We start from the raw sequence: 23,090 nt of genomic DNA, 5'->3' as shown, positions 1-23,090 counted from the left end.
GGGGCCGTTCACGACTTCAGCGCGGCGGCCAGCACCGCGCCGATCTCGGCCATCGGCTGGGGTTCGGTCATGCCGTAGTGGCTGCAGGCGACCGGACGGTCGTGCAGGGTGCCGCCGACGTACGCGCGCCAGGCCTCGGCCTTGCCGGGCGTCAGTGACGGGTCGTCCGCCCCGTCCGGGGCGGGCAGGTCGGCGCTCGCGGTGAAGAAGAGCGCATCGCCGTCGAAGACCCCGGGCGCGAAGCCGGGCGCGATCCGCAGGTTGTTGCGCATCACCTCGGCGATCCGCTCGGCCTCCGCCCCGGTCACCGGCGCCGTCCCGCCGTCGGTCCCGGACAGTCGCTCCAGCACCCCGGCCACGGTCGGCGCAGGTCCGTCGCCCGGCTCCAGGCCCGCCACCCGCAGCAGCAGCGCCGCCACCTGGGACTCGATCTGCTCCGGGGTCCAGTGCAGGCCGTACGGCTGCGGCGCGTCCATCATCGCCAGCAACTCCACCCGCTCGCCCCGGCGTTGCAGGGCGCAGGCGACCGCGTGTGCCACGAAGCCGCCGTACGACCAGCCGAGCAGCCGGTACGGGCCGTGCGGCTGCCGCTCGCGCAGCAGCGCCACGTACGCGTCCGTCATCGCCGCGGCGTCGGCGGCCGGCGACCGCCGCCCGTCCAGCCCGAGGGCCTGGATGCCGTACACCGGCTGGTCGGTGCCGAGGTGGGGCAGCAGCCCGGAGTACCGCCAGGACACGCCCGCCCCCGGGTGCACGCAGAACAGCGGGTTCTGTTCGCCCTCGGCGCGCAGCGGCAACAGCGGCGCGAACGCCTCGGGGCCGCCGCCGCGGCCCGCGGCCGTGATCAGCCGGGCCACGGTCGGGGCCGACAGCAGCGCGGCGGCGGGCACGTCCAGCACCCCGGCCTCGCGCAGCCGGCCGACCAGCAGCACGCCGCGCATCGAGTCGCCGCCCAGGTCGAAGAAGTTGTCGTCGACGCCGATGCCCTCGACACCCAGCACCGCCTCCCAGGCCTCGGTGACCGCCTGTTCCAGCGGGGTGCGGGGCGGCACCTGCTCGGTCGTCAGGTACGGGCGCGGGGAGCGTCCGGCGGCCCGCCCGGCCGGGCCGTCCGCCGCCCCGGCCGGGCGGGCCCCCGGGGCGTCGATCCAGTACCGCCGGCGGTCGAACGCGTAGCCGGGCAGCGGGACCGGACGCACCTGCTCGGCCGGGTCCGGCTCGGGCAGCGCGGCCACGCCGGCGCTCCACAGCCGCCCGAGCGCGGCCGCGAGCACCTGCCCGTCCGGGCTCTGGGCCTTGGCGTGCCGCATCGTGGTCACCCCCACCACCGCGGCCTGCGGGCCGAGTGCGGCGCCGGCCAGCTTCAGCAGGGTGTCTCCGGGGCCGATCTCCACCAGCACCGGGTTGCCGCCCTCCCACAGCGTCCGGACGCCGTCGGCGAACCGCACGGTCTGCCGGGTGTGGGCGACCCAGTGCTCCACCGATCCGGCCTGCGCGTCGGTGGCCCAGTCGCCGGTGACGTTGGTGACGTACCGGATGCGCGGCGGGCGCAGCGGGACGGAGCGCAGGTGCCCGGCCAGCTCGCCGAGTGCCGGGTCCAGCACGGCGGAGTGCGCCGCGGCCGGCATCCGCAGCCGGCGGAACGTCACGCCGCCCTCCGTCAGCCGCCGTTCCAGCTCGGCCACCGCGGCCACCGGGCCGGCGGCCGTGCAGGCGGCCGGGCCGTTGACGGCGGCCAACGAGACGCCCTCGGTCAGGAACGGCCGCAGCTGCCGCTCGCCCAGCGCCACCCCGACCGTGGCACCGCCGCAGGCGGCGATCAGCCGGATCCGCTCGTGGACCAGCGGCAGCATCTCCTCCAGGGTGAACACCCCGGCGAGGCAGGCGGCCGTGTACTCACCGAGGGAGTGCCCGATCATGGCGTCCGGGCGCACCCCGCGCTCGGCGAGCTCCGCGGCCAGCGCGTACTGGGTGACCACCAGCGCCAGGAACGCCTCGGCGGACGCCGGGTCCACCTGCTCGAACAGTGCGGTGCGCAGGTCCCGGTCGAGCCCCGGCCGCAGGATGCGGGCGCACTCGTCCACCGCGTCCCGGTACACCCCGCCCGCCCGGTAGAGCTCGGTGCCCATGCCCACGTACTGGGTGCCGCCCCCGGGGAACAGGAAGGCCACCGGCCGCGGCGCGCCCTCCGCCACCTCCACCGGCTCGGGCAGCGGCGCGCGCAGCGCGGCGACCGCCTCCCGGGCGCCGCGCACGGCGACCGCGGAGCGCAGCCGCATCACCGGCCGGTGGTCGGTGAGCGTGTGGGCGACGTCGGCCAGCCGCAGCCCGGGGTCGTCCGCCAGCCGCCTTGCGAGCGCGTCGGCCTGGCCGCGCAGGGCGCCCGGGGTCCGGGCCGACAGCGGCAGCACCCGCCAGCGCGTCCGCTCCGCCTCCCGGGAGTCCGCCGGGGCGGCCGGCGCCTCCTCCAGCACGACGTGCGCGTTGGTGCCGCCCACACCGAAGGCGCTCACCGCGGCGCGGCGCGGGTGCCGGCCCGCCGGCCAGTCCTCCAGCGCGGTCGGTACCCGGAACGGGGTGGCGGCGAAGTCGATCAGCGGGTTGGGCCGCTCGAAGTGCAGGCTCGGCGGGACCTGCCGGTGCTCGAGGGCGAGGACGGCCTTGACGAAACCGGCGATTCCCGCCGCGGCCCCCAGGTGCCCGATGTTGGTCTTCACGGAGCCGAGCGCGCAGTAGCCGCGCCGGTCGGTGCTGTGCCGGAACGCCTCGGTGAGTGCCGCGACCTCGATCGGGTCGCCCATCGCGGTCGCGGTGCCGTGCGCCTCGACCAGGCCTATGGTGTCCGCGGTGATGCCGGCCGCCAGCTGTGCGGCCAGGACCGCCTCGGTCTGGCCGGCCGGGCTCGGTGCGGTGAAGCCGACCTTGCGGCGGCCGTCGTTGTTCACCGCCGAGCCGCGCACCACCGCCCGGATCCGGTCCCCGTCGGCGATCGCGTCCTCCAGGCGCTTGAGCACCACCACGCCCACCCCGTCGCCGGAGGAGGTGCCGGCCGCGTCCGCGGCGAAGGCCCGGCAGTAGCCGTCCGGCGAGAACGGACCGCCGGGCACCCAGCGGTAGCCCAGCAACGCCGAGGGGTTGACCGACACCGCTCCGGCCAGGGCGGTGTCGCAGCGGTAGTCGATGAGGTCCTGGCAGGCCTGGTGGACGGCGACCAGGGCCGTTGAGCAGGCGGTCTGCAGCGACAGGCTCGGCCCGGTCAGCCCCAGTTCGTAGGAGACGCGGGTGGCCAGGGTGCCCAGCGAGTTGCTGGTCGCCGCGTGCACCAGGGCGACCGAGCCGGGCCGGCCGGCGTACTGCGGGTGCAGGTGCGAGGGGTAGTAGCGGCTGTCGCCCGCTCCCGCGTACACCCCGACCTGCCGGTCGCCGAAGCCGCCGGCGTACCCCGCGTCCTCCACCGCGTGGTAGGCGGTCTCCAGCAGCAGGCGCTGCTGCGGGTCCACCACGGCGGCCTCGGTCGGGCTGTAGCCGAAGAAGGCGGCGTCGAACCGGTCGATGTCCTCCAGGACGGAGACCGTGCGGACCAGGTCGGGGTCGGCGAGGTCCGCCGGGTCGCCGCCGGCGGCGACGAACTCCTCGTCGCCGACCTGCCGCATGGAGTGCCGGCCGGAGGCCAGGTTGGACCAGAACTCGGCGACGTCGGCCGCGCCCGGGAACCGCGCGGCCATGCCGACCACGGCGATCAGCGGTGGGCCGTCCTCCGTGGTCGGCTCGTCGGTGGCCAGGTGGTCGTCAGCCATGGTTGTCGCCCTTCTGCTGTGCGGTGGTACGGCGGGCGGCCTGTGCGGTGCGCCGCCGCTGGTTCTGCAGGCGGGCCCGGTCCAGGGCCGAGGGGGCACCCGGGGCCGTCGGCCCGGCGGGCCGGCCGGCGGTGCCGTTCTCCGGCGCGCCGGTGGCGGGTGAGGCGCCGCCGGCGGCGGGCGACGTGCCGTCGGCGGCGCGGACGCCGCTCCCGGCGAGGTGCCGGGCCAGGTCGCGCACCGTCGGGTGGCCGAACAGGTCCACCACCGTCAGGTCGGTGCCCAGCGCCTCGTTCACCCCCGCCTGCGCCGCCACCAGCAGCAGCGAACTGCCGCCCAGGTCGAAGAAGTTCTCCTCCCGGCCGATCCGCTCCCGGCCCAGCACCCCGGCCCAGAGCGCGGCGATGGTCTCCTCCAGCCGGTCCGCCGCCTCCGCCGCGCCGTCCGGGGCCCCGGACACGCCGGGTTCGGACGACCCGGCGGCCCGCAGCACCCAGTGCCCGTCGACGTCCAGCCTCCGGGCCGCCTCGCCGGCGCCGGTGCACACCGCTCCCAGGTCCGCGCCGTCGGCCAGCACCACCCGGCCCGCCAGCCGCTGCACCGGGCGGGCCGGGCCGGCCAGGTGCGCCCGCACCCAGGGCGCCGTCCGGTCCGCGCCGATCAGCAGGTGCGGCTCGGCCGTCGAGACCGCCAGGTCGTACGAGCGCAGGGCCGCCACCGGATCGAGGGCGCGGTAGCCGCGGGCCTCGGTCAGCGCCGCCAACCGGTAGCCCTCGCTCATCCCGCGGTCCTTCCAGGCGCTCCAGGCCAGGCTGCGCACCGGGCGTCCGTCGCGCCCGTGGTGCACCGCGAGCGCGTCCAGGAAGGCGCAGCCCGCCGCGTAGGCCGCGTTGAGCGAACCGCCGAAGAAGCCGTTGACCGAGGAGAAGGCCGTGTAGGAGGCGTCCAGGTCCGCGGCCAGCCGGTACAGCACCCAGCCGCCCTCGACCTTGGCCGCCAGCGCGGAGCGCCAGCGCTCCGGATCCAGCTCGGTCACCGGCGCCTCGACCCGGTCGCCGGCCAGGTGCAGCACACCGGCCAGCGGCGCCGACCACGCGGCGCGTGCCCGGTCCACCGCCGCCCGCAACTGCACCGGGTCGGTCACGTCGGCCGCCTCGTAGCGGACGTCGCCCAGCGCGCGCAGCCGCCGGTACGCCGCGACCCGCTCGGCGGCCGGGCCGTCCGCGGCGGGCCCCCGCTCCCGGTCGGGCTCCTCGGGCAGCGCCGTGCGGCCGACCAGCAGCAGCCGGGTGCCGGTCGTGCGCAGCAGGTGGGCGGCCAGCTCCGTGCCGACCCCGCCCAGGCCGCCACTGACCAGGACGAAGCCGGGCGCGTCGGGGTCGGCGCCCCGCCCGGCGACCGGTGGCCGTTCGACCGGCGGCTGCTCGGCCGGCTGCCGCTGCTCGGGCAGTGGTGCCAGCCGACGCAGATGACGCACTCCCGACCGGTGGGCGACCTCCGGCTCACCCGGCGGCAGCGCCAGCTCGGTCAGCAGCGCCGCGGCCGCCGCCCCGGCGTCGACGTCCGCCGCGAGATCGAGGTGGACGGCGCCGAGCCAGGGCAGCTCCTCGCGCAGCGTGCGCAGCAGCCCGCCCGCGGCCGCGTGCAGGTAGCCTCCCCGCTCGGCCGGCAGCACCGGCTGGGCGCCGGCGGTGGCGAAGACCAGCGGCAGCGGTGCGGTGCGGTGCTCGGCGCGGGCGGCCAGCGCCCGGGCCAGCGCGAGCAGCGACTGTGCGCCGTCGCGCTGCGCCTCGACCAGTTCCGCGACGCTGTCGGGCTCGCGGTCGGCGCCGTCCAGTGCGCCCAGGTGCAGCACGGCGTCCACCGTGCGGCCGTCCTCCGCGAGCCGGTCCAGCAGTCGGCCCAGGTCGGCCTCGTGGTCCGGCCGCACCCGGTAGCGCGCCGCGTCGGCGCGCCCGAAACCGGGGCCCGCCGTCACCACGGTGCAGCGGCCGTCCGCCGCCCGCAGCCCGGCGGCCACCCGCTCCGCCACGGCGCCGGCCCGCTCGCCGCGGCCGGCCAGCACCAGGGTGTGCCCGGGGGTGCCGCCGGGCGCGCGGTGCGGCCGGGCGGGCTGCCAGACCGGGCGCAGGAACCAGTCCGGGACGGTGGTGGCGGTGCCCAGCAGCTCCTCCGCCTGCCGCAGCACCCCGTCGAACTCCCCGGCCTCGAAGCGCTTGCGCAGCTGGGTGCGCTGGATCTTGCCGATCTCGGTCTTGGGGATCGCGGCCGCCGGCACCGGCAGCAGGTGGGCCGGGCTCACCCCGATCTCCCGCGTCACCTTGCCGCGGATCTCGCGCAGCGCCGCGGCGGCGTCCACCCCGTCGGCCAGGTGGACGAAGAGCGCCAGCTCGTCGGTGCCCGCCGCCGGATCGGGGCGCACGGCCACCGCAGCGGTGAAGCTGCGCACCACGGTGGCGAGTTCCTCGACGCAGGCCTCGATCTCGTGGCTGTAGTGGTTGACGCCGTTGACGATGATGACGTCCTTGGCCCGGCCGGTGATGTACAGCTCACCGTCGCGGAGGAACGCCAGGTCACCGGTGTCGAACCAGCCGTCCGCGGTGAACGAGTCGGCGTTGGCCTCGGCGTTGTCGTGGTAGCCCGAGGTCACCGAGGTACCGCGGACCTGGAAGCGGCCCACCTCGCCCTCGCGCAGCACCCGGTCGGCGCCGTCCACGATCCGCATCGCGAAGCCCGGGTACGGCCGGCCGCAGCTGACGAAGGACTCGTCCGCCCCGGTCGGCTCGCCCGGCAGGCCGACGTCGGTGACCACCGAGCAGGTCTCCGACATGCCCCAGCCCGGGTGCATCACGTCTTGCGGCAGGCCGAACGGGCGCAGCACGTGCAGGAAGCCGCGGGCGGTGGCGGCCACCACGACCTCGCCCGCGTTCATCACCAGCCGCATCGGCGAGAGGTCCCAGCGGCGGCCGGCCATCCGGTCGGCGTGCTCGGCCAGCAGGCCGAAGGCGAAGTTGGGCGCCCAGGTGACGCTCACCCGGTGGCGGTCGGCCAGGTCGAGCCAGCGCAGCGGGTCCTGGAGCAGCCAGCCGGTCGGCGCGTGGACCTGGCGGCAGGTCAGGTAGACGTCGCGCAGGTGGAACATCACCACGCCGGTCACGTGGTCCAGCGGGATCCAGTTGAGCGAGACGTCGGCGGCCGACAGGTCGTTGGTGGCTGCGGCGGCCGCCGAGCGGGTGAGCACGTTGCGGTGGGTCAGCCGTACCGCCTTGGGCAGGCCGGTGCTGCCCGAGGTCATCAGCATCAGCAGCAGGTCGTCCGGCTGCGCCCGGTACCAGTCCGCGTCCTCCGGGCCCCGGCGAAGCGCGTCCACGGTGGCCAGCCGCAGCTCGGGCCAGCCGCGCCGCTCGGCCAGGCCGCGCAGCCCCGGCTCGCCGGCCGTGGTGGTGACCACCGGCGGCATGTCCAGCATCCGCCAGATGCCCTCCAGCTTGGTCAGTGCCGCCGACGCGGCCTCGTACGAGGCGGGCACGGTCAGCGGGACGGCCGTGATGCCGCCCAGGATGCAGCCCCACAGGGCGGCGAGGTAGTCCTCGGTGTCGTCGCACTGCAGGATCACCCGGTCGCCTGGGCGCAGCCCGAGGGCCCGCAGCCCGCCCAGCACCCGGGAGGCCTCCGGGACCAGCGAGGCGTAGCTCCGCCGGGTCTCCGAGCCGTCCGCGCGGACGTGCACCACCTCCGCGTGCTCCCCGGCCGCGGCGGCGCGGCGCAGCGCCGCCGCCCAGCTGTCCACCGAGGGCTCCGGCAGCTCCGGGCCGGTGCTCACCGCGAGCGGCGCGTCCGCGGCGGCCGGCGCCTCGGCCGGCTGCTCCGCCGCCGGGCGCCGCCGGGTGGCGGCCGGACGCCGGGTGCCGAGTTCCTCGGGCGCGTCCTCCAGGCCGACGGTGGCCGCGCGGACGCCGGGCAGCGCGGCCAGGGCGCGCTGCCACCGCTCGGCGGTCACTTGGTCCACCGGCGGCAGGCTCAGCAGCGCGCGGGTGTCCAGCACGCCGTCGGCGTCGTACGGCAGGGTGCCGACCGCGGTCAGCCGGGCGTCGGTGCCGAGCGCCCGGGCGGTCTGCTCGGCGGCCCCCGCGCGGGCGGGCACCGCGAACAGCCTCGGCAGGCCGTCCGGTTCGCGGACGGCGGCCGCCGCGCGCAGCCCGCCGGCGGCCAGTGCGGCGCGCTCCAGCGCGGCGGGGTCGGGGCCGGGCCGGGCCGGGCCGGCCGCGCCGCGCGGCGGCGGGGGAGCGGGCAGCGCGCCGAGCCGCTGTGCCGGGTCGGCGGTGACCGCTGCCAGCAGCCGGTGCAGCGCCTGCACCAGGCCCCGGGCGGTGGCGGCGTCGAACAGCTCGGTGGCGTACTCCAGGTGGCAGTCCAGGCCGGCCGGGGCGCCCTGCTCGTCGGTCCGTTCGACCACGTCGAGGAACAGGTCGAACTTGGCGGTGCCGGTCGCGGTCGGCCGCAGCGGCGCCGTGGTCGGGCCCAGCCGCAGCACGGCCTCGCCCGCGTTCTGCAGCGCCAGCATCACCTGGAAGAGCGGGTGCCGGGCCGGGTGCCGGGGCGGGTTGACGGCCTCCACCAGCAGCGGGAACGGAACCTCCTGGTGGTCGTAGGCGGCCAGGTCGACAGCCCGCACCCGGGCCAGCAGGGTGCGGAAGTCCGGGTCGCCGGAGGCGTCGGTGGGCAGCACCAGGGTGTTGGTCAGCAGGCCGACCAGGTCGTCCAGTGCCGGGTCGGTACGGCCGGCGACGGGTGTGCCGATCGCGACCACCGGGCCGGCGCCCCACCGGGTGAGAAGCGCGCCCAGCGCGGCCTGCAGCACCATGAACAGGCTGGCCTCGCCGTCCTCGGCGAGCCGGGTCAGCGCCCGGTGCAGCTCGGCGTCCACGGTCAGCGTGCAGGCCGCGCCCTCGCCGGGGCGGGTGCCCCGGGGCCGGTCCGCGGGCAGTCCCGCGTCCTCCGGCAGGCCGGCCAGCGCCTTCCGCCAGAAGGCCAGTTGCTGCTCCAGCAGGTCCGCCCCGTCCGGCGGCGGCGCGAGCAGGCGGCGCTGCCACAGCGCGTAGTCGGCGTACTGGACCGGCAGCGGGCGCCGGTCCGGTACCCGGCCCGCGACCCGGGCCGCGTAGGCCGCGGAGAGGTCGTCGGCCAGCGGGCGCAGAGACCAGCCGTCACCGGCGCTGTGGTGCAGGACCAGGACCAGGACGCGGTCCCGGCCGGTGCCCAGCAGCCAGGCGCGCAGGGGGAGTTCACCCGCCAGGTCGAAGCGGTGGCGCAGGGCGGCGGTGATCTGTGCGGCGACCTCCTCGGCCGGGCAGTCGACCTCCGTCAGCTGCGGGGCGCGTTCCCCGGCGGGCAGCACCTGTTGCCGGGGCCGGCCCTCCGTCTCGACCAGCAGGGTGCGCAGGCTCTCGTGCCGGTCGGCCAGGTCGGCCAGCGCCGCCCTCAGCGCCTCGGTGTCCAGCTCCCCGGCCAGCGGGACCACCAGGGGGATGTTGTAGGTGGCGCCGGAGGCGTCGATCCGGTTGAGGAACCACATGCTCTCCTGCCCGTGGGAGAGCGGGAGCAGCTCGGGACGTGCGGCGGGCGCGAGCGGCGGGCGGGCCTGCGACCGCGGACCGCCGGGCGCCAGCCGCCCGGCCACCCCGGCGGGCGTCGGGGCGTCGAACAGCGCCGCCACCGGCACCTGCCGACCGGTCTCCAGGCGCAGCCGGGAGAGCAGCCGGGTGGCGCTCAGTGAGTGGCCGCCCAGGGCGAAGAAGCTGTCGTCGCGGCCGACGCTGCCCTCCGGCAGGCGCAGCACCTCCTCGAACAGCCGGCAGACCAGGGCCTGTTCGGCGGTGTCCGGGGCCCGGCCGCCGGCCGCGGCGGCGAAGTCCGGCGCCGGCAGCGCGGTCGCGTCGAGCTTGCCGTTGCCGGTGAGCGGCAGCGCCTCCAGCAGCACGCAGACGGCCGGTACCAGGTGTTCGGGCAGCAGCCCGGCCAGGTGGGCGCGCAGGGCGGCCGGGTCGGGCCGCTCGCCGGGTGCCGGTACCGCGTACGCCACCAGCACCCGGTCGCCGCCCTGTTCGCGGGCCACCACGGCGGCCTGGGCCACCGCGGGGTGACCGACCAGGGCGGCCTCGATCTCGCCCGGCTCGATCCGGAAGCCGCGGATCTTTATCTGCTGGTCGGCCCGGCCCCGGTACTCCAGGGTGCCGTCCTCGGCGCGCCGGGCGAGGTCGCCGGTGCGGTACATCCGGGAGCCGGGGGGACCGAACGGGTCGGCGACGAAGCGCTGTGCGGTCAGTCCCGGCCGGTCCAGGTAGCCGAGCGCGAGGCCGGGACCGGCGACGTACATCTCGCCCACCGTGCCGGGCGGCACCGGCTGCAGGCAGTGGTCCAGCACGTGCACCCGCAGGTCGGCGAGCGGGACGCCGATGGTGCCCCGCGGGGTGGGCTCCTCGACCGCCTCCCGGGTCACCCGGTGGTGGGTGACGTGCACCGTGGTCTCGGTGATGCCGTACATGTTGACCAGCTCCGGGCACCGGTCCCCGTACCGGTCCAGCCACGGGCGCAGGTGTGCGGCCTCCAGCGCCTCGCCGCCGAAGACGACGAAGCGCAGGGACAGCGGCGCGGCCTCGGCGGGTGCCTCCTGGTCGGCCTGCACCAGCTGGTGGAAGGCCGAGGGCGTCTGGTTGAGCACGGTGACGCGCTCGCGCCGCAGCAGCTCCAGGAAGTCCCCCGGCGCACGGGAGACCGCGTACGGGACGACCACCAGACGGCCGCCGTGCAGCAGCGCGCCCCACAGCTCCCAGACGGAGAAGTCGAAGGCGTAGGAGTGGAAGAGCGTCCACACGTCCTCGGACCCGAAGGCGAAGTGCCCGGCGGCGGCGAACAGCCGCAGCACGTTGCTGTGCGGGACCGGCACGCCCTTCGGCCGGCCGGTCGAGCCCGAGGTGTGGATGACGTACGCCACGGTGTCCGGGGTGAGCGGCGCGGTCCGGTCGGCGTCGGTGAGGTCGGCGGGGGAGAGCGCGGCGAGCTCCCGCTCGACCGCGGGGGCGCCGAGCACCACGGGCGGCGGGCCGTCCGCGGGCAGCTTCCCGGCGCTGTGGGCCTCGGTGACGGTGAGCAGCGGCGCGGCGTCATCGGTCACCAGGCGTAGCCGCTCGGCGGGCTGGGCCGGGTCCAGCGGCAGGTAGCCGGCGCCGGCCTTGAGCACGGCGAGGACGGCGGTGACCAGCTCGGCGGTGCGCGGCAGGGCCAGCGCCACCAGGCGGCCGGGGCCGGCACCGCGGGCCGCCAGCAGCCGGGCGAGCCGGTTGGCCCGGTCGTTCAGTTCGGCGTAGGTCAGGGTGCCGTGCTCGTCGGTGACGGCCGCTGCCTGCGGGGCACGGGCCGCCTGCTCCTCGAACCGGGCCGGCACGGTGCCACGGGCCGCTGCGGTGAGGGCGGCGGGAAGCGGCGGCGCCGGGGTGAGTTCGGGCAGCTTCTCGTGCTCGTGCGGCAGCAGCAGTGAGGTGCGGGCGAGCGGCAGGCCGGGCTCGGCGGTGGCCAGTCGGTCGAGCAGCTGCACGAAGCGCTGCTGGTGCGCCGTCAGTTCCTGTTCGGTGTAGGCCCCGGGGTTCGCGTCGAAGGCCAGCCACAGCCCGGGTCCGTCCTCGGCGGGGCGCACGTTGATCTGCAGGTCCTCGATCGCGCCGCCGGTGAGGTGGTGCGAGGTGGACGGGTGCCCGTCGAAGCTCAGGTCCTCGCTGAACGGGATCAGGTTGACCACCGGCCCGTACAGCCGCCGGCCCCCGTCGAGCAGGCCCAGGTCACGACGCAGGTACTCGCCGCGGTAGAGCTGGTTGCGCCGCAGGGCGGCCAGCTCGGCGGCGACCTCGCGCACCAGGTCGCCCACGGTGGTGCCCGGGTGCACCCTGACCCGCAGCGGCAGGATGTCGGAGGTGGTGCCCGGCGTGCGCAGCGCGGCCGAGCCCAGACGGCTCATCGTGGCCAGCCCGAGCACCAGGTCCTGCGCGCCGGTCGCCCGGTGCAGGTAGGCGGCCACCGCGGCCACCAGGAGGTCGGTGCGGGAGGCGCCGAACCGTCCGGCGGCCGCTGCCAGGCCCTCGGCGTCGGGCAGCACGGTGGCGCGGCGGCGGAACGGAAAGACCGGTGGCGCGGTGCGCCCGCTCAGCCGTACCGGCGCGGGCGCGTCGGCGAGGCGGTCGGTCCAGAACGCGCGGTGCTGCGCGAAGCGCTCCGAGGAGCGGTACTCGGCATCGGCTTCCAGCAGCGGGCCGATCGGCCCGAACGGACCCGGCGGAACCTCGCGGCCGGCGGCCAGCGCGCTGTAGGTCTCGGCCAGCCGGCGGGCCACCAGCTTGTAGCTGTAGCCGTCCAGCAGGATGTGGTGGGCGCGCAGGGACCAGGCGTAGTGGTCGCTGCCCAGTGTGAAGAGCGCGTGGGTGAACAGCGACCCGCTCTCCAGGTCCACGGGGGCGGCCAGGTCGGCGCGGATCCACGCCTCGGCCGCGGTCCGCGGGTCGGGTTCCGCGCTCAGGTCGATCCGGTGCAGCGGCCAGTCGGCCGGCTCGGCGGGCAGCACGCAGCACGGTCCGTCCGGGGTGTCGCGGAAGCGCAGCGCGAAGGTCTGGGCCTCCGCCACCGTGCGCCGCAGGGCGGTCTCGAAGAGCGCCGGGTCGATGCGGCCGTGGATCTCGACGTACTCGCCGGTGTTGTAGGCGCCGTTGGCCGGGTCGAGCCGCTGGGCGAACCAGATTCCTTCCTGGGCGCCCGACAGTGGCCGGAGTTCTTCCTCGTGGACTGACATTGCACCAACCTTCAGCGCGGAGCGGTAATACCGCAGGAGAGACCGACCGGTGTGTTCGAGCAGGATGTCGGGGCGCGCGCCGGGAAACTGTCGGCGTACCCGCGGAAAGCTCAAGAAAGAGAGGGGTGAATTCGGGCTGAACGGAGCCCGGCGTGGAGATGCGTCGCACCGGTGAATGCATTGGCGACGCTGATCATTCAGGCCTCATTATCAGGAGCCCCGCTTGTCGGGTCAAGGTCAACTCTGCGGACGGCGGGATGGGACAGAACCGGACAATCCATGTGTTCGGGCAGCTCGGATGCGGAACCTCCGGCTCCCGCTCGGGGGCGGATTTGGCTGAGAACCCGCCGGAAGACGTGATTCGGCCATGTCTCAGAGGCGACCTTGGCGCATACGTGACCAGGTGAAAGGCTGAGCGCGCGGACCCCTTCTTCGGGTCCGCCGCAGCTACGGGGGACACGAATTTCTTGCTGCGGAAATCCGGATTCGGTTGAACCTGATCGGCTCACCGTCCGTACGACCGAACAGTGCGCCGTGCCACCGCTCGAAAGGCTCACCATGCAGCGCTTGCTATGCCCCGTGGAAACGCTTTACGTCGGCCAGCGGAGCCGGGCCGTCATTTCCTGCGCGGTGTCGGGCGGGGTGGACCCGCAGGTGCTCACCGCGGCCTTCGCGGACCTGACCGCCAAGCACCCGCCGCTGCGCTGCCGCATCGCGCGTGAGGACGCCGGCTTCGTCCTGCAGGAGCTCGACACCCCGCCGCGCCTGGTGGTGCGGGAGAACGCCGACGACGGCTACGCCGACGAACTCAACGCCCCGCTGCCGGTGGGCGGCCCGCTGGCCCGCGCCACGCTGCTGCGTGGGGCCGGCACCGACACCCTGGTGCTGGTCATCGACCACACCATCACCGACGGCCACAGCGCCATCGCCCTGCACCATGCCCTCTGGGACCGCTACGCGCAGCTGCTCGCCGCGCCCGACACGGCCCCGGAGCCCTGGTGCACCGACTGGCCGGCACCGCTGACCGAGCAGCTGCCGCCCTGCCCCGAGGAGGAGGTCGCCCGGTACTTCGACCGCCGGGTGGCCGCTGCCAAGGCCCGCCCGGTCGAGCTGGTGCCCTACGACGCCGCGGGCGGAGCCGAGAGCGGCCGGATCGAGATCGCCCGACTCCGGCTGGACGCCGAACGGACCGTCCAACTACGCAGCGCGGCAGCCGCGTTCGGCGTCTCCGTACAGGGTCTGGTCGCCGGCGCCCTGCTGGTCGCCGCCCGGCGGCGGCTGCCCGGTGAGGGCCCGCGGACCCTCGGCTGCCTGTCGCCCGTCGACCTGCGCTCCCGGATGACGCCGCCGGTGCCGCGCGAGCTGATGATCGCCGCCGTCACCTCCAACGTCCAGGCGCTCGACGTCGCCCCGGACAGCGAGCCGGTGGAGCTGGCCCGCACGGTGACCGGCGGGCTGCGCCGGGCCCTGGAGGCCGGCGAACCGGCGCTGGAGGTGCGCATCATGCCCCGGGTGGGGGAGTTCCCGCCGCTGATGGCCGGCACGGTGATCGCCACCAACATGGGGGCCGTCGCGGCCCCGCCGCTGCCCGAGGGACTGGAGTTGCTCGACGTACGGCTGGTGCCGGCGCGGGAGCAGTACTTCCCGCAGGCCGGGCGCAGCCCGCTGATGGCCTGTGTGACCACCTTCGACGGGCGCCTCGCGGTGGAGTTCCCGTACTGGAGCGAGTGCTTCAGCGGGCCCTTCATGGCGGCCCTGCGGGAAGACGTGCAGTCCGTGCTCCTGGACCTCGCCGCGCTCGGCGGGTCGGCCGGGAGCGCCGCATCTTGACGGCGGTCGACACGAGCCCGGCCGCGACCGCGGCGCAGCTGCTCGCGCGGGCACGGGCCGGCGACCGGCGGGCGCTCAACGACCTGCTGGCCCACATCGCGCCCTACGTCTCCCGCGTGTGCACGCCGATCGCCAGGCGCCACGGACCGGACGCCGCCCAGGAGGCCCTGCTCGCGGTCTACCGCGGTGTGCACGGCCTGCGGGACACCGGGGCGTTCTACGGGTGGGTGCGCGCCATCGCCGTCCGGGAGGCGGTGCGCGCCGCCCGGCTCTCGGTGGCCTCCGCCGCGGACGCGCTCCCCGACGTCACCCAGACCGCCGACCCGCTGGACGTGGTGCACATCGACGACATCCTGGAACGCCTCTCCAGGCAGCACCAACAGGTGCTCTCGCTCAGGGTGTTGGGCCTGAGCGAGGAGGAGATCGCACGCACCCTGCAGCTCCCGGTCGGCACCGTCCGCTCCCGCCTGCACCGGGCCCGGAGCCGCTTCCGGCAGCACTGGAACGCCACTCCGGTCTGCTGACCCGGCCCGTGGACGCCGCGACGGGCCGGGTCAGGCCCTGGGGACCAGGGTGTTCTCGTTGGTGCGGCCGGCGGCGTAGTCGTCGATGTTGCGGGCGGTGGCGTCGATGATCTGGCCGACGGCGGTGCGGGTGAAGTAGGCCTGGTGGCTGGTGACGAGGACCTGGGGGAAGGTGACCAGGCGGGCGAGGGTGTCGTCGGTGATGCCCCGGATGGAGCGGTCGGTGAAGAAGACGCCGGTCTCCTCCTCGTAGACGTCCAGACCGACGCCGGAGAGCCGTCCGGCGCGCAGCGTCTCGACCAGGGCGGCGCTGTCGATGAGGCCGCCGCGGCTGGAGTTGACGAGGATGGCGTCGTCCTTCATCCGGGCGAGGGCGGCGCCGTCGATCAGGTGGTGGGTGGCCGGGACGAGGGGGACGTGCAGGCTCACCAGGTCGGCGCGGGTGAGGAGTTCGGGAAGTTCGGTGTAGTGCATGCCGAGGTCGAGGCAGGCGGGGTTCTCGGTGATGTCCCAGCCGAGCAGTTCGGTGCCGAAGCCGGCGGCGATCCGGGCGAAGCATGCGCCGATCTTGCCAGTGCCGATGACGCCGACGGTCATGCCGTGGACGTCCCGGCCGAGGAGGCCGTCGAGGCGGAAGTCGAACTCGCGGGTGCGGGTGGCGGCGCGGGTGAGGCGGCGGTTGACGGCCAGGGCGAGCGCCCAGGCGTGTTCGGCGACCGAGAACGGGCTGTAGTGGGAGACCCGGGCGATGGTGAGGCCCAGCTCGGCGGCGGCGTCCAGGTCGATGTTGTTGAAGCCGGTGGAGCGCTGGGCGATCAGCTTCGTGCCCCCGGCGGCCAGTACGGTGAGCGTCGCGGCGTCGAGCACGGCGTTGACGCTGCTGCTGACCACCGGGTGGCCGGTGGCCAGCGGGGCGGTGTCGCGGTTGAGGAAGACGTCCAGGCAGCGCAGCTCGTGCCGCCCGGCGAAGGCCTGCTCCAGCAGCGACCGCTCGTCGGTCTGGACGCCGTACGCGAGGATCTCCATCGGGTGGTTCCTTCCGTGGTGGACCGGTCCACGGGTCACGCTAGCCGCTGCCGCCGGTCGCCGGGCGGCAACGGCACCGGAACCCAAAAGGGGGGTGGGGGGGGGCGGTGGTGCCGCGGGCCGCGGTGCTCCGTGCCGCGGTGCGGTGGGGGCGGACGGGTCAGATGACCGTCTCGGCCTCCACGTAACGCTCCTGCGGGACGGTCTTCAGCTCGGCGACGGCCTCCGCCAGCGGCACCAGGTTGATGTTGGTGCCCTGCAGCGCGGTGATGTGGCCGAAGGCGCCCTTGTGGACGGCCTCGATGGCGTGCCAGCCGAAGCGGGTGGCGAGCACCCGGTCGTAGGCGGTCGGCGTGCCGCCGCGCTGGGTGTGGCCGAGGATCACCGGGCGGGCCTCCTTGCCGAGCCGGTGCTCCAGCTCCCGCGAGAGCTGGGTGGCGATGCCGGTGAACCGCTCGTGGCCGTAGATGTCCTTGCTGCCCTCCTCCCAGTGCATGGTGCCGGGCTCGGGCTTGGCGCCCTCGGCGCAGACCACGATCGCGAACTTCTTCTGCCGGTCGAAGCGCTCGCGGACGACGGCGGTGAGCTTCTCGATGTGGAACGGGCGCTCCGGGACGACGATCGCGTGGGCACCTGCCGCCATGCCCGCGTTGAGCGCGATCCAGCCGGTGTGCCGGCCCATGACCTCGACGACCATGACGCGCTGGTGCGACTCGGCGGTGGTCTTCAGCCGGTCCAGCGCCTCGGTGGCGACCGAGACGGCGGTGTCGAAGCCGAAGGTCACGTCGGTGCAGGCGATGTCGTTGTCGATGGTCTTCGGCACGCCGACGATCGGCAGGCCGGCGTCGCTCATCAGCTTGGCGGCCTTGAGCGTGCCCTCACCGCCGATCGGGATGACCGCGTCCAGGCCGAGGTCGGCGCAGTACTGCTTGGCGCGCTCGACGCCGTCGCGCAGATGGCTGGGCTGCACCCGGGAGGACCCGAGGATGGTGCCGCCCTGAGCGAGGATCCCGCTCACCGAGTCGAGGGTCAGGGGCCGGTGGTGGCCCTCCAGGAAACCGCGCCAGCCGTCCTCGAACCCGATGATCTCGTCGCCGTGGTCGACCACCCCCCGGTGGACCACGGAGCGGATCACCGCATTCAGGCCGGGGCAGTCACCGCCGCTGGTCAGCACTCCAATACGCATTGCTTTGCAACTCCCGAGCAGAACCGAGGAACGGCCGGACTACAGGCTGGGACGACGAGCCGTCACCGTAGCGGCCCGATCCCGCACCGTGGTGACGGGGAGGCGACCGTGGGGTGAAGGACCGGCCGATTCGGACAGAACGCCCGAAAGCGGCCGGGGAGTCGAGCATACGGCCCCTGCGTCCGGCCGGGCAGGGGCCGACGCGGGAGCGGCGCCGTCGGCGCCCCCGCGCGGAAGTGCAGCCTGCTGCCGAGGAGGGTGTGCAGCCGGCAGCCCCATTGTCGTACGTCCGGCCCGCCGGTGGGCCGGGTGACCGCATCGCGGGCACCCGGTCCTGGCGGGCGGCGTGCTACGCGGGGCGCGAAGTGGCCGCGATGCGCTCGGCGCGCAGCGCGTCGTACCAGGTGGTGTCAGCCGGCGGCAGGGCGTTGACGTCCAGCGCCAGCTTGATCAGCATGTCCGCCACGGCGGGGTTGCGGGCCATCACGGGCCCGTGCAGGTAGGTGCCGAAGACGGTGTCCCGCCAGGCGCCCTCGGTGCCGTCCCCGGTGCCGTTGCCCCGGCCGGCGGTGACGGTGGCCAGCGGCTGGACGCCCTGGCCGAGGTGGGTGACGCCCTGGTGGTTCTCGAAGCCGGTCAGCTGCGGCAGGGCCAGGCGCGGGTCCACGTCGGCGAGCACGTCACCGACGCAGCGGGCGCCCTCGCCGCGGGTGGTCCAGACGTCGAGCAGGCCCAGGCCCGGCTCGCGCTCGCCGAGGTCGTTGACGAACTCGTGGCCGAGGATCTGGTAGCCGGCGCAGACGGCGAAGATGATCGCGCCGTTCTCGGAGGCCCGGACCAGGCCGCTGTCCGCGCGCAGTCGCTCGGCGGCCAGCCGCTGCGGGCGGTCCTCGCCGCCGCCGATCAGGTAGATGTCGCCGCTGGTGGGGATCGACTGGTCGGAGCGGACGTCGATCCGGGTCACGTTGAGGTGGCGCTGGCGGGCCCGGCGCTCCACGACCAGGGCGTTACCCCGGTCGCCGTAGGTGCTGAGCAGGTCCGGGTAGACCCAGACCACGCGCAGGCTGCTCTCACTCATCCTCGAAGGCCTTCCGTCACGCTCACTCGATGGGGCTGCTGGGCCGGCATCAGCCGGCCACGACCTTCCGCAGCTGCTGGAAGGCGGTGTAGTTGGCGATCGCCTCGATCCGGCCGGGCGGCGCCATCCGGACGGCCTGCTCCAGCGAGTCCACCACGTGGAACTGCAGCCCGGCGACCTCCAGGCGGACGGCCAGGTCCAGCTTGCGCTGGCCCATCACGAACACCGGGTGCCCGGCGAGGCGCTCGTAGTCGACGTCCCAGAGCCACGAGGTGTCGGTGCCGTCGGCGTCGAGGGCGTTGACGGAGAGGACCACCGGCGCGGGGGGGCCGTCGATCAGCGAGAAGGTCTCCAGCCAGCCGGCCGGGTTCTTGGCCAGCAGCAGCCTTATGTCCCGGCCCTGGTACTGCACCACGTCGTAGCGGCCGGCCACGGCGGTGACCGAGCGCATCCGCTCCAGTGCGACCTGGGGGGCGACGCCGAAGACGGCGGCGACCGCGGCCGAGGTGGTGGCGTTGGCCAGGTTGGCGCGGCCGGGCAGCTGGAGCTGGATCGGCCAGGCGCCGCGCTGCGGGTCGATCACGTGGGTGCCCTGGAGCGCCCAGTGCGGGTTGGGGCGCCGGAAGCCGCAGTCCTGGCAGAACCAGTCGTCGCCGGGGCGCTGCATCACACCGCCGCAGGCCGGGCAGGACCAGGCGTCCTCCTTCCAGGCCTGGCCGGCGGCCACCCAGACCACCTTCTTGCAGGAGGAGGCGGCCCAGGTCACCAGCGGGTCGTCGGCGTTGGCGATGACCACGGCCTCGGTGTCCTGGAGGCCCTCGCGCCACTTCTCGGCCATCATGCGCGTCTCGGCGGCGCGGTCGAGCTGGTCGCGGGAGAGGTTGAGCAGGGCGATCGCCTTCGGGCGGGTGTCGCGGGCGACCCCGGCCAGGTACTTCTCGTCCACCTCGATGACGCCGAAGCGGGCGTCCGAGCCGCCGGCCAGGGCGGAGGTGATGCCGGCCGGCATGTTGGCGCCGAGGGCGTTGGAGACCACCGGGCCGGCGGCGCGCAGCGCCTCGGCGATGAGCCGGGTGGTCGTGGTCTTCCCGTTGGTGGCGCTGACCAGCACCACGTCCAGGTGGTCGGCGAGGGTGGCGAGCAGATCGGGGTCGAGCTTGAGGGCGACCTTGCCGCCGATCACCGAGCCGCTTCCGCGGCCGGCCTTGCGGGACACGGCGGCGGCCACCCGGCCGGCCGTCACGGCGATCTTGGCGCGGGCGGGCAGCGAGGCGTCGCGTGCGCCTGTGGGCTCCGGTTCGGTGCCTGCCATGCTCAGTGGTTCCTCCTTGCTGCGGCACCGCCCGGGGGCCGGATAACGAGCCGTCGGGCGGCGGGGACGGGGCCAGCCTACCGACTCCGCCGGCCGGCTCGATGCTCCGGACCCTGTGCCGCCTGCTGCGACGGCCCCCGCGGCCCCTTCGCGGACGCCCTGACGTGGCGTCAGGAAAGGCGGTGTACGGAGGGGCCTTTCGCCGCCGGGGACGCTGATCCGGGGCCTGCCGGTTCCCCCTGGCGGGCGTGCGTCGGGCCGGACGGCGGGGCTCGCCGTCCGGCCCGAGGGGTCCGCGTGAGGATGTAGTGAAGAAACGATAACCGGCTGGTTGGTCGCCGGGTGATCGGCTACCGAACCGCCGGGTGGCCCCGCAGGGCCGGACCGCCGCGTCCGGGGCGGAGAGGCCGACAAGGCGGGCCCGACCGCCCTTCCGGCGCGACCGCCCTACCGGCCCGACCGCCCTACCGGCCCCGCCGGCCCGGGCGGGTCGGCCAGGGTGCGGGGAGCTGCTCGGCGGCCTCCGCCAGGTGCGCGGTGATCACCAGGGTGCCCTCCTCGACCTGGTAGTCCAGCGGTGCGGCCAGCCTGCGCATGGTGGAGATCAGCCCGGTGTTGGACGACTGGGTGACGGCGTAGACCGTCTCCACCCCTGCCTCCAGCGCCAGCGCGGACATCCGCCGCATCAGGTCCAGTCCCAGACCGCGGCGCTGCCAGGCGTCCTCGACCAGGACGGCGACCTCGGCACTGTCGCCGTCCCACATCAGGTGCCCGAGGGCCACGATCAGGCCGTCCGCCGCCTCCACGGCGAGGGTCTGTCCGTGCCGGGCGTCCAGCAGGTGGTCCAGGTAGCGGTCGGCGTCCCGGACCGGGCCGTGGTAGCGCTTGCGCAGGGTGTCCGGGGAGCAGCGGTGGTGCATGGCCAGCGCCGCCTCCTTGTCGCCGGCGTCGGCCCGCCGCACGGTCAGGTCGGCGCCGGCGGGCAGCGTCAGCCGCGCGCGGACGTCCGGGACCCGCGGGCCGAGCAGGGTGTCCAGCTCGACCAGGGCCTTCGCCCGGGCGAACTCGGTCGGGGTGAAGGGCAGCCGGGGGCGGCTGAGCTCGATCAGGTCGCCGGACGGCACCGGCAGCCGCAGCACGTGGCCGTCCACCCCGGCGGCGGAGCGTCCGGCCCCGCCCGGGTACTGCCGGATGGTGCACTGTCCGAACAGCTGGCGCAGGGCGACCGGCAACTCGGCGGCGTCCAGCGCGGTGCGGGTGGCCAGCGCCAGCACGTGGGTCGGCTCGTCCACCAGGTCGTGCGCGTCGGCGGGCGCGCTCCAGATGTCGTGTCCGCCGGCCGAGGCCACCAGTGCGGTCAGGTCGGCCCGGGTGAGCGAGCGCGGGACGCGGACGAAGAACTCGTCCACGGTGCCCTCGGGCAGCGGGTGGGACTGCATCGAGACGATGTTGACCCGCCGCTCGGCGAACGCCGTGCAGACCCGGGCCAGGCTGCCGGGGGAGTCCTGCACGGTGGTGCGGATCCGCCAGAGCGCGGTCTCCTCGAAGTCGTCCAGCGGCCCCTTCACGGGCTCGGCCGCGGCGGACTCCGCGGCGCCCGGGGGCGCGGGCGCGTCCGGCACGGGCGGGCCGTGCAACTGATGGCGGTGCGACCACCAGGCGTGGAAGAGCGCCGTGGCGACCAGGGCGACCGCGGAGGCCGCGAGCACCACCGGGCCGTCCGGGCCGTGCACCACGACCTTGGCCACCAGGTCGGCAGCGGTCACCGAGAGGAAGACCGCGGCGAGCTCGACGGTGTCGCGGCGCCAGCGGTGGTTGCGGGCACCGCGCCGTTGGGCACGGGAGGGGGTCGGCGTCTGCGGGGACCGGGTCGTCAGCTTCTCCGTGTGCTCCATGCCGTCAATCTGCCGCCCCGGTGTTTCGCGATCACGAATCCGCCGTGTCCGGTCGGTAAATGGTGTGCAGGTCGGCGGCGGCCGACTTCACCTCGGCCAGCAGGAGGGCGAGGTCGGCCTCGGTGGCGGCGGGGTTGAGGAGGCAGGCGCGGAGCATCTCGCGGTCGCCGAGGCGCGCCCCGGTGACGAAGACCCGGCCGCGGCGCTGGACCGCCGCGGGCAGCCCGCGGTTGAGCGCGTCGAGGGTGGCCTCGTCGAGCCCGGCCGGCCGGTACCGGAAGGCCGTGATGGAGGTCTGCACCTCGGCGAGCAGCTCCAACTCGGCGTCGGCGGAGACGAGTTCGCCGAGGTGTCGGGCCAGGGCGGTGCAGCGGCCGATGTCCCGGGCGAGGCCGTCGCGGCCGCGGTGGGCGATGGTGGCCCAGACCTTGAGGGCGCGGAACGGGCGGGTCTGCTCGGTGCCGTACTCGGAGAACCAGCCGAGCGCGCCGGCCGCCTCGTCGCGCAGGTAGGAGGGGACGAGGCTGAAGGTGCCGCGCAGCTCCCCGGTGTCGCGCACCAGCGCGCAGCCGCAGTCGACCGGGACGCCCAGCCACTTGTGCGGGTCGAGGGCGAGCGAGTCGGCCCTCTCCAGGCCGGCGTAGCGGTGGGCGATCGCCGGGTCGAGCCGGCCGAAGGCCCCGTAGGCGCCGTCGACGTGCAGCCAGAGGCCCTGCTCGGCGCAGAGGTCGGCGATCGGGTGGAAGGCGTCCACGGCGCCGGTGCCGACCGTGCCGGCCGAGGCGACCACGAGGAACGGCAGCAGGCCGGCGGCCCGGTCGCGCTCGATCGCGGCGTGCAGGTCGGCGGTGTCCAGCCGGCCGTCGGGGCCGGTGGCGACGGTGCGCAGGTGTCGGCTTCCGAGGCCCAGCAGCTCGGCGGCCTTGCGGACGCAGGAGTGGGTCTCGCCGGTGACGTAGCCGACCAGCGGCGGCAGGCCGGCCAGGCCGTCCTCGCGGACGTCCCACCCGGCGGCGCGAGCGGCGCGGTTGCGGGCGGCGGCCAGGCAGACGATGGTCGCCATCGACGTGCCGGAGGTCAGCAGCCCGCCGCCGGCCGGGTGCGGGAAGCCCACCAGCTCGGCGATCCAGCGGACCACCGCCCGCTCCAGGTGGACGTCGGCGTGGTCGCCGCCCGCCGAGCTGGGGTTCATCGCGGCGGCGGCGAGGGCGGCCAGCACGCCGGCCGGGGCGGGGGCGGAGTTCACCCAGCCGAAGAAACGGGGGTTGCCGTTGCCCATCGGGTACGGCAGCACGTCCCGCTCGACGGCGGCGAGCAGCTCGGTGAGCGCGGTGCCGGCGGCCGGGAGGGGCGCGTCCAGCAGGGCCGCCCGGGCCGCCTCGTCCATGGGCTGCCAGACCGGGCGGGCGGGCAGCCCGTCGAGGTAGTCGGAGACCAGGTCGGCGGCGGCGTGCGCCGCGGCGCGGAAGTCGTCAGGGGTCGGCGGGGTGGTGCCGGCCTCGTCGGCGCGGAGACTGCGGAGGTCGTCAGGGGTCACGGCGGGCTCCCAGGGGGTGCGGGGCCAAGGGCCTGGCGGCGCGGCGTCCTCGGCGCACCCGATCACCGC

At 75.5% G+C, this 23,090-nt stretch carries 10 protein-coding genes; 2 read left to right on the top strand and 8 right to left on the bottom strand.

Annotation, left to right across the window (positions count from 1 at the left end; genetic code table 11):
* Window positions 1–8: 8 nt before the first annotated feature.
* Together ACF9IK_RS05470 and ACF9IK_RS05465 are read right to left on the bottom strand one after the other, a co-directional pair.
* A complete protein-coding gene (locus ACF9IK_RS05470; RefSeq protein WP_395293101.1) occupies window positions 9–3,797 on the bottom strand; it encodes a type I polyketide synthase in 3,789 nt (1,262 codons plus the stop codon).
* Entirely contained in the window at window positions 3,790–12,633 is an 8,844-nt protein-coding gene (locus ACF9IK_RS05465; protein ID WP_395293100.1) for an amino acid adenylation domain-containing protein, read from the bottom strand. Before ACF9IK_RS05465 ends, ACF9IK_RS05470 begins: the two co-directional genes overlap by 8 nt.
* Before the next feature lie 579 nt (window positions 12,634–13,212).
* Here ACF9IK_RS05465 and ACF9IK_RS05460 point away from each other — a divergent pair.
* Both ACF9IK_RS05460 and ACF9IK_RS05455 read left to right on the top strand, forming a co-directional pair.
* Window positions 13,213–14,463: a phthiocerol/phthiodiolone dimycocerosyl transferase family protein gene (locus ACF9IK_RS05460; RefSeq protein WP_395293099.1), complete on the top strand. Its 1,251-nt coding sequence runs from the start codon at window positions 13,213–13,215 to the stop codon at window positions 14,461–14,463.
* On the top strand, window positions 14,460–14,987 hold the full coding sequence (locus ACF9IK_RS05455; protein WP_395293098.1) for an RNA polymerase sigma factor: 528 nt from the start codon (window positions 14,460–14,462) through the stop codon (window positions 14,985–14,987). The genes ACF9IK_RS05460 and ACF9IK_RS05455 overlap by 4 nt, the downstream gene beginning before the upstream one ends.
* A gap of 30 nt (window positions 14,988–15,017) precedes the next feature.
* Here the strand turns inward: ACF9IK_RS05455 and ACF9IK_RS05450 are convergent, their stop codons facing one another.
* The 6 genes from ACF9IK_RS05450 to ACF9IK_RS05425 all read right to left on the bottom strand — a co-directional run bounded on the left by ACF9IK_RS05450 (window position 15,018) and on the right by ACF9IK_RS05425 (window position 23,021).
* Window positions 15,018–16,013 (bottom strand): 2-hydroxyacid dehydrogenase, encoded by a 996-nt coding sequence (locus ACF9IK_RS05450; protein WP_395293097.1) that lies wholly within the window; start codon window positions 16,011–16,013, stop codon window positions 15,018–15,020.
* A gap of 160 nt (window positions 16,014–16,173) precedes the next feature.
* Window positions 16,174–17,199, bottom strand: coding sequence for a 6-phosphofructokinase (locus ACF9IK_RS05445; RefSeq protein WP_313766818.1), 1,026 nt, complete (start codon window positions 17,197–17,199; stop codon window positions 16,174–16,176).
* Window positions 17,200–17,548: 349 nt separating this feature from the next.
* On the bottom strand, window positions 17,549–18,277 hold the full coding sequence (locus ACF9IK_RS05440; protein ID WP_395293096.1) for a type 1 glutamine amidotransferase: 729 nt from the start codon (window positions 18,275–18,277) through the stop codon (window positions 17,549–17,551).
* Between the two features lie 49 nt (window positions 18,278–18,326).
* Window positions 18,327–19,589, bottom strand: a complete 1,263-nt coding sequence (locus ACF9IK_RS05435) for a MurT ligase domain-containing protein (protein ID WP_395293095.1) — start codon at window positions 19,587–19,589, stop codon at window positions 18,327–18,329.
* Window positions 19,590–20,053: 464 nt separating this feature from the next.
* Entirely contained in the window at window positions 20,054–21,484 is a 1,431-nt protein-coding gene (locus ACF9IK_RS05430; protein ID WP_395293094.1) for a GNAT family N-acetyltransferase, read from the bottom strand.
* A 31-nt stretch (window positions 21,485–21,515) separates the two neighbouring features.
* Entirely contained in the window at window positions 21,516–23,021 is a 1,506-nt protein-coding gene (locus ACF9IK_RS05425; protein WP_395293093.1) for a pyridoxal phosphate-dependent decarboxylase family protein, read from the bottom strand.
* Window positions 23,022–23,090 lie beyond the last annotated feature (69 nt).

The sequence above is a fragment of the Kitasatospora hibisci genome (assembly GCF_043950205.1).
GTDB classification, from domain to species: Bacteria; Actinomycetota; Actinomycetes; order Streptomycetales; family Streptomycetaceae; genus Kitasatospora; species Kitasatospora hibisci.
This window is presented reverse-complemented; position numbering and strand designations above follow the sequence as displayed.